This is a genomic window from Streptococcus suis (genome assembly GCF_046032535.1).
Taxonomy (GTDB): Bacteria; Bacillota; Bacilli; order Lactobacillales; family Streptococcaceae; genus Streptococcus; species Streptococcus suis_AK.
Genome location: NZ_JARQPL010000059.1, coordinates 1 through 7,223, shown reverse-complemented (window position 1 = coordinate 7,223; position 7,223 = coordinate 1). Strand labels below are relative to the sequence as shown.

General features: G+C 41.0%; 5 protein-coding genes and 1 pseudogene. 4 read left to right on the top strand and 2 right to left on the bottom strand.

Annotation, left to right across the window (positions count from 1 at the left end; translation table 11 throughout):
• Nucleotides 1-58: 58 nt before the first annotated feature.
• Nucleotides 59-199, bottom strand: a complete 141-nt coding sequence (locus P7J58_RS11005; protein WP_408572587.1) for an LPXTG cell wall anchor domain-containing protein — start codon at nt 197-199, stop codon at nt 59-61.
• Between the two features lie 618 nt (nt 200-817).
• On the opposite strand from P7J58_RS11005, the gene secA reads away from it, so the two are divergent.
• The 3 genes from secA to alr all read left to right on the top strand — a co-directional run bounded on the left by secA (nt 818) and on the right by alr (nt 4,913).
• Nucleotides 818-3,343: a preprotein translocase subunit SecA gene (gene secA, locus P7J58_RS11000; RefSeq protein WP_408556343.1), complete on the top strand. Its 2,526-nt coding sequence runs from the start codon at nt 818-820 to the stop codon at nt 3,341-3,343.
• A 114-nt stretch (nt 3,344-3,457) separates the two neighbouring features.
• Complete coding sequence (gene acpS / locus P7J58_RS10995) at nt 3,458-3,817, top strand: holo-ACP synthase (RefSeq protein ID WP_012027718.1); 360 nt, start codon at nt 3,458-3,460, stop codon at nt 3,815-3,817.
• Nucleotides 3,810-4,913 carry an alanine racemase gene (gene alr, locus P7J58_RS10990; RefSeq protein WP_099777056.1) on the top strand — a complete coding sequence of 368 codons (1,104 nt, stop codon included), beginning with the start codon at nt 3,810-3,812 and terminating at the stop codon, nt 4,911-4,913. The genes acpS and alr overlap by 8 nt, the downstream gene beginning before the upstream one ends.
• A gap of 594 nt (nt 4,914-5,507) precedes the next feature.
• Here the strand turns inward: alr and P7J58_RS10985 are convergent.
• Complete coding sequence (locus tag P7J58_RS10985) at nt 5,508-6,863, bottom strand: aspartate kinase (RefSeq protein ID WP_105147685.1); 1,356 nt, start codon at nt 6,861-6,863, stop codon at nt 5,508-5,510.
• A 176-nt stretch (nt 6,864-7,039) separates the two neighbouring features.
• Between P7J58_RS10985 and P7J58_RS10980 the strand changes: the two are divergent.
• Nucleotides 7,040-7,223, top strand: a pseudogene (locus P7J58_RS10980) (HAD family phosphatase); the annotation flags it as partial.

Genomic DNA, 7,223 nt, shown 5'->3' with positions numbered 1-7,223 from the left:
AACATAAAGAAAAAGTAGTGACTACTCTCTCCCGTCGGAGATTTCCTCACTACTAATCTTAGTATGTTTTAGACCAGACGAGTTCTTTCCCGCTCCCTTTCTTTTTGCCTTTTCCGACCAAACTTATTCCTAGAACTAGAAGAAGTCCCCCTCCAATCGTTAATAGATTGATTCCAGTCTCCCCTGTAGCTGGAAGAATCTCAAATATTTTTTTAGGTTCGGTCTTGTAGATGAGATAGATTGTTTGATTCTCCGTAGCTGTTTCTTTGGAAGGTAAGACAGTTTTCAGCTTAGATAAGATAGAATCCCTCTCTGAACTTGTTAGTTCATCTTGTGCAATATATTGATATTGAACAGATACCGTCGATGCATCGTTTGCGTAAACTATAGGAGGCTAGCTTCCCCATAGGCTACTCACAATGGCTACTGAAGTACTAGACATGGCTAGTTGTTTAAGAGCGATTTTCTTGGTATACATTTTTCTCTCCTTTTTACATATTTACTTGTACAATCAGATTATACTACTTGTATAAAAAAATGCCAAATCGTTCACATTTTTGGGGCAATAGTGCATATTTTTTTAAAATTTTAAATGGTATATTTTTACTAGAGATAGAGGATGGTATCCTGGAATTTATGTTAGTAATTGGTGTCTTAATCATGTTCTTTTTAGCAATGTAATATTACTGTGTAGAAATTTTTCCAGATTATGGTATTTTTATCTAAGAATACTGTGTATCCTAGTGCCAAACCTTGAAAATTGCCTAATTTTCTGCTACAATATATTATTGACTAAAATTGAAATAGGATGAATGATATGGTAACAAATGTACTTCGTTCTCTCATTGAAAATGATAAGGGAGAGCTAAGAAAACTTGAGAAAATGGCAGACAAGGTCTTCTCGTATGCCGATGAAATGGAAGCGCTGACTGATGAACAGTTGCAAGCTAAGACAGCAGAATTCAAGGAGCGATACAATAACGGCGAATCCCTCGACGATCTTTTGTACGAGGCTTATGCGGTAGTCCGTGAAGGAGCTCGTCGAGTATTGGGTCTCTATCCCTACAAGGTTCAGGTTATGGGGGGAATCGTTCTTCACAACGGTGACGTTCCGGAAATGCGTACAGGTGAAGGTAAAACTCTGACTGCAACGATGCCTGTTTATTTGAATGCCTTGTCTGGTCAAGGTGTTCACGTAGTGACGGTTAACGAGTATCTTTCTACTCGTGATGCGACTGAAATGGGTGAATTGTACTCATGGCTTGGTCTATCAGTTGGTATCAACTTAGCTGCTAAATCACCCTTGGAAAAACGTGAGGCCTATAACTGCGATATTACTTATTCAACCAACTCAGAGATTGGTTTTGACTACCTCCGCGACAATATGGTTGTGCGTGCAGAGGACATGGTTCAACGTCCTCTCAATTACGCCTTGGTCGATGAAGTTGACTCAATCTTGATTGACGAAGCTCGTACGCCGTTGATTGTATCTGGTGCACAAGGTTCTGAAACAAACCAGTTGTATTTCTTGGCAGATAATCTTGTTAAATCTTTGACAACAGAAGATTACATCATTGACATTCCATCTAAAACGATTGGTCTGTCTGATTCAGGTATTGACAAAGCAGAGAAATTCTTCAAGTTAGATAACCTCTACGATATTGAAAATGTAGCCATTACCCATTTCTTGGATAATGCACTTCGTGCCAACTACATCATGACCTATGATATTGACTATCTGGTCAATGAAGACCAAGAGGTTATGATTATCGATCCATTTACAGGTCGTACGATGGAAGGTCGTCGTTATTCTGATGGACTTCACCAAGCCATCGAAGCTAAGGAAGGTGTACCGGTTCAAAACGAGTCTAAGACAAGTGCCTCTATTACCTACCAAAACCTTTTCCGTATGTATAAAAAATTATCAGGGATGACGGGTACTGGTAAAACAGAAGTGGAAGAATTCCGTGAAATCTACAACATCCGTGTTGTACCAATCCCAACCAACCGCCCAATCGCGCGTGTTGACCACGAAGATTTACTCTATCCAAGTCTAGAATACAAATTCAATGCCGTTATTGCGGATGTGAAGAGACGCTATGAGAAAGGGCAACCTGTCTTGGTCGGTACAGTTGCGGTTGAAACTTCTGATTTGATTTCTCAAAAATTAGTAGCTGCTGGTGTCCCTCACGAAGTATTGAATGCTAAAAACCACTATCGTGAAGCGCAGATTATTATGAATGCTGGTCAGCGTGGTGCGGTCACTATTGCGACCAACATGGCGGGACGCGGTACCGATATTAAGTTAGGTCCAGGGGTACGTGAACTTGGTGGGCTGTGTGTTATTGGTACTGAGCGCCATGAAAGTCGTCGTATTGATAACCAGCTTCGTGGACGTTCAGGTCGTCAAGGTGACCCAGGTGAATCACAATTCTATCTATCTCTCGAAGATGACTTGATGAAACGCTTTGGTTCAGAACGCATCAAAGTATTTATGGAGCGTATGAATCTAACGGAAGAAGAGTCCGTTATCAAGTCTAAAATGTTGACACGTCAAGTTGAATCTGCTCAGAAGCGTGTGGAAGGGAACAACTACGACTCACGTAAACAAGTCCTTCAATATGACGATGTGATGCGTGAGCAACGTGAAATCATCTATCGCCAACGCCAGGATGTTATTACTGCTGACCGTGATTTGGCTCCTGAAATCAAAGCGATGATGAAACGGACGATTGAACGCCAAGTTGCTGGTCACTTCCTTGGTTCGAAAGATGAAGCTATTGATGGAATTATCAAATTTGCGCATGCAAATCTCGTTGAAGATGATACCTTGAGTAAAGCTACTTTTGAAGCAATGAATCAGAAAGAGATTGTCGAAGAGCTCTATGAACGTGCTTTGAGAGTCTATGATTCGCAAGTGAAAAAATTACGCGATGAAGAACGTGTACGCGAATTCCAGAAAGTTCTTATCCTTCGTGTTGTGGATAATAAATGGACAGACCATATTGATGCCTTGGATCAATTGCGCAATGCAGTCAGTCTTCGTGGATATGCTCAAAACAATCCAATCGTTGAATATCAATCAGAAGCATTTACTATGTTCAACGATATGATTGGGGCTATCGAGTTTGAAGTAACCCGCTTGATGATGAAGGCGCAAATTCATGACAATATTGAGCGTGAGCGTACAAGTCAAGAAGCACATACGACAGCTGTTAAGAATATTATGCCGAACCAATCGCATGCAATTCAGGAGAATGTATCTTTTGAAGGTGTTGATCGTAATGATCCATGCCCATGCCAGTCTGGTAAGAAATTTAAAAATTGTCACGGCCGTAAATAGGAATGACGCGTGGACTGGACGGCTGTCCAGTCCTTTTGCAATTTTTAGACAAGTCACTAGAGTCATTTCGTTTATTTTAATAAATGAAATGACTATGCAAAAGGAGACCGATTAATGATAGTAGGACATGGCATTGACCTTCAGGAGATGGAGGCGATTGAAAGTGCCAGAATCAAACACCAAGGGTTTCCCAAAAAGATTCTCACAGAGAAAGAATTTGAACGGTATCAAAGTCTGTCCGGTCGCCGTCAGTTAGAATATTTAGCTGGACGTTGGTCAGCCAAAGAAGCGCTGACCAAGGCCTTGGGGACAGGCATTGGTAAGATAGGATTTCATGATATTGAAATTCTGAACACCAGCAAAGGAGTTCCCTATGTGACGAAGAGTCCCTTTGATGGGAATATTTGGCTCAGCATTAGCCATTCAGGAAATTTTGTACAAGCTAGTGTGATTTTGGAGGAGAAAGATGATTGAAAGTGAACATCGACCCACGCAAATTCGGGTTAACTTAGATGCGATTGCGGAAAATTTCGAGCAAGTAATGACCAACTTGCCCTCTAAGACCGAAGCATTTGCTGTTGTTAAAGCGAATGCTTATGGTCATGGAGCTGTTGCGGTAGCGAAAAAGTTATCCAGTCAAGCAGCTGGTTTTTGTGTTTCGAATTTGGATGAAGCATTAGAGCTACGTAAAGCAGGTATCGAGCACCCTATCTTGATTTTAGGAGTGGTTCCTGTACGTTTTTTACCAGTAGCTCATCAACTCAATATCAGTGTGACAGTTGCCAGTCTGGACTGGTTGCAAGATGCAAAAGACTTGGAGGCTGATTTATCTGGTCTAACTGTCCATCTTAAGCTAGATACCGGTATGGGGCGGATTGGTTTTAGAAAAATAGCCGATTTGCTACAAGCGATTGCTATCCTTGAAGAATTAGAGTATGACATCGAAGGAGTCTATACTCATTTTGCTACTGCGGATGAGGTTGATCAGGTGCACTTCGAGAGTCAACTGTCTGTTTTTAAAGAATTTTTGGATGTTCTACCAATTACTCCGCGCTGGATTCATGCCAGCAATTCAGCAACAAGCATTTGGCATGCTGATACTGTATTTAACCTGGTTCGTTTGGGAAACATTCTTTATGGACTTAATCCGAGTGGACGAGTACTAGAACTCCCGTTTGAGGTTCAACCAGCCTTATCTCTCGTATCTGAAATTGTTCATGTAAAGCAGGTTGAAGCTGGCACAACAATTGGCTACGGAGCTACTTATCACAGCACCGACTCAGAATGGATTGCGACCGTTCCGATAGGATATGCAGATGGTCTCGTACGAAGCTTACAGGGCTTATCAGTCTTAGTCGATGGGCAAGTCTGTGAAATTGTAGGGCGTATTTCGATGGACCAGATCACCATTCGTTTACCTCATGCTTATCCACTTGGTCAAAAAGTCACCCTAATCGGTCAAGATGGAGATAAAACGATCTCTGTTCAGGAGTGGGCTGATCGCATCGGAACCATAAATTACGAGGTTGTTTGTCTTTTGACAGATCGCCTACCTCGAATTTTTGAATAACAGCGATAGTAAAAGTGACGATAATCCGCCTCTTTCGCTAGAATAGAAGGGTAAAATATTAGAGCAGTATTACCTAGATATTGTCTATAATACAAATATCGTCATTTAGTTGACTTTTATTACTTCGATGTAAGGGGAGTGGGAAAGATTCGACTAGGTCAAAAAGAGTTCCCCTCACTTCCAAGCAGTTGGCTCGGGCTAAAATAGTCCACTGGACTGTTAAACCCAATCAACCACTGCGCTGAGATGTTGACACTAACCTTGAGTTTTCGTATAAAAAGCCTAAAAAAATAGCTTAGAATTGCATCGTCAGAAACGTTGATTCTAAGCTATTTTTGTTTATTCAAATTTTAATTGGTACTCGATGAAAATTAAAATCAGACTAGCTCCAAAGGTTTGGGAAACCTTTGAAGCTTGGGGATAGAGTGAACGAAGTTCGTTTCTCCAAGAGCAGATATAACCCAGCTACTTTCTTATTTTATGGTAGCAGGCTGTCAAGCTCTAGTGGAGCTTGACACTTATCAAATCAAGTCAACAATGTCTGATTTTGATTTTCGAAGAGTATGAAGAGGGAACTGACCGACCTCGTTGTGATTATTGCTCGTTAAAAAAAGCTTCATAGAGTGCGTGCAGGGCGCGTTTCTTTTCTTCGGTTTTGACAACGAACATAACAGAAACTTCACTGGCTCCCTGTGAAATCATTGCCAAGTTGACGTTTTGTTTAGAGAGGGCGGTGGTAGCGGTAGCTGTTACACCGACATGGCTCTTCATATTTTCACCAACAATCATGATAATAGATAAACCATGTTCGATTTCGGCCTTGTCAACTTCCATTTTCGTATTGAGTTGACGAAGGATCTCTTCTTCCTTAATAGGAGTCAATTCACGCTCACGGACTACGATGGATAAATCGTCAATCCCGGTCGGCATGTGCTCCCAGCGAATATTGAGATCTTCGAGAATTTGCAACACCTTGCGACCAAAACCAACTTCACGGTTCATCAAGTATTTGGACAAGTTAATGCTGACAAAACCGTCGTCTGCAGCAATGCCGACAACAGGAACTGTTTGCTCGGTATGTTTGTGTACAATTCGGGTACCAGGGTGAGTTGGGTTATTGGTATTTTTAATAACCAATGGAATCCGCCCGCGATAGGCAGGAAGGAGGGCTTCATCGTGGAGGACGGAGAAACCTGCATAAGCTAATTCTCGCATTTCACGATAGGTCAATTCTTTGATTGAATGTGGATTTTTAATGATGCCAGGATGGGCAGCAAAAATACCATCGACATCTGTAAAGTTTTCATAGAGGTCAGCCTTAACCCCGGCAGCAATGATGGAACCTGTAATATCCGATCCACCTCGTGAGAAGGTACAAATCTGGTTATCAACAGTTACACCGAAGAATCCTGGGATAATGAGTACTTCATCTGTATCACGAAGCTCTTCGATTTTGTCATAACTGGAAGGCAAAATGCGAGCATTTCCTGGTTCGGAGCTGACGATAATACCAGCTTTTTTAGGATGGACATAGCGTGTAGGCAATCCTCTGTGGGTAAAATATTCGGCAATCAATTTGGCATTATTATCTTCACCAGCTGCTAAGAAAGCGTCGTAAAGGAATTCGTTATCATCAATTGGTAGGCTTGCCAAAGAGATGATGCTGTCTGCGATTTTCTTCATGCTGTTAGCTGTGAAACCAAGTTCGTCAACCATTGCTTGATAGCGGTTGATGATCCATTCTTGACTGGCAGTCACATCTTTTCCGTTAACATATTCTTTATAATATTTAATCAACGCATCAGTAACTTTAGTATCCTCGGCATTGCGTTTTCCAGGTGCAGACACAACAACAAAGCGACGTTCTGAATCAGATTGAACAATATTGAAAACTTTTTCTAACTGTCCAGCTGAAGCAAGTGAGCTTCCCCCAAATTTAATAACTTTCATTCTCATCTCCTTGGATATTTTTTTCTATTATAGCAGAATGATATGAAATTGTCAGTATGTTCAGACAAATCTTGCCAAGAATTTTATCGAAAAGCGAACAAGAGGTAAGTATGAAAATTTCAGAAAAACATTTTCTTCTTTCAACTGTGTTACAATTAAAGTAATAGGAGGCGAGTATGGTAAAAGCAATTATTTTCGACATGGATGGTGTACTTTTTGATACAGAAACATTCTATTTTCAACGTCGAGTGAATTTTTTAGCGACAAAAGGTTTATCGGTTGATCATTTGGATCCATCTATATTTGTCGGTGGAAGGGCTAGTCAAATTTGGCAACGGATTTTAGGGGATGATTATGATA

What these genes read in the sequence shown, in the direction of transcription:
- secA (WP_408556343.1), top strand. Translation starts at nt 818, where the DNA reads ATGGTAACAAATGTACTTCGTTCTCTCATTGAAAATGATAAGGGAGAG.
- acpS (WP_012027718.1), top strand. Translation starts at nt 3,458, where the DNA reads ATGATAGTAGGACATGGCATTGACCTTCAGGAGATGGAGGCGATTGAA.
- alr (WP_099777056.1), top strand. Translation starts at nt 3,810, where the DNA reads ATGATTGAAAGTGAACATCGACCCACGCAAATTCGGGTTAACTTAGAT.
- P7J58_RS10985 (WP_105147685.1), bottom strand. Translation starts at nt 6,863, where the DNA reads ATGAAAGTTATTAAATTTGGGGGAAGCTCACTTGCTTCAGCTGGACAG.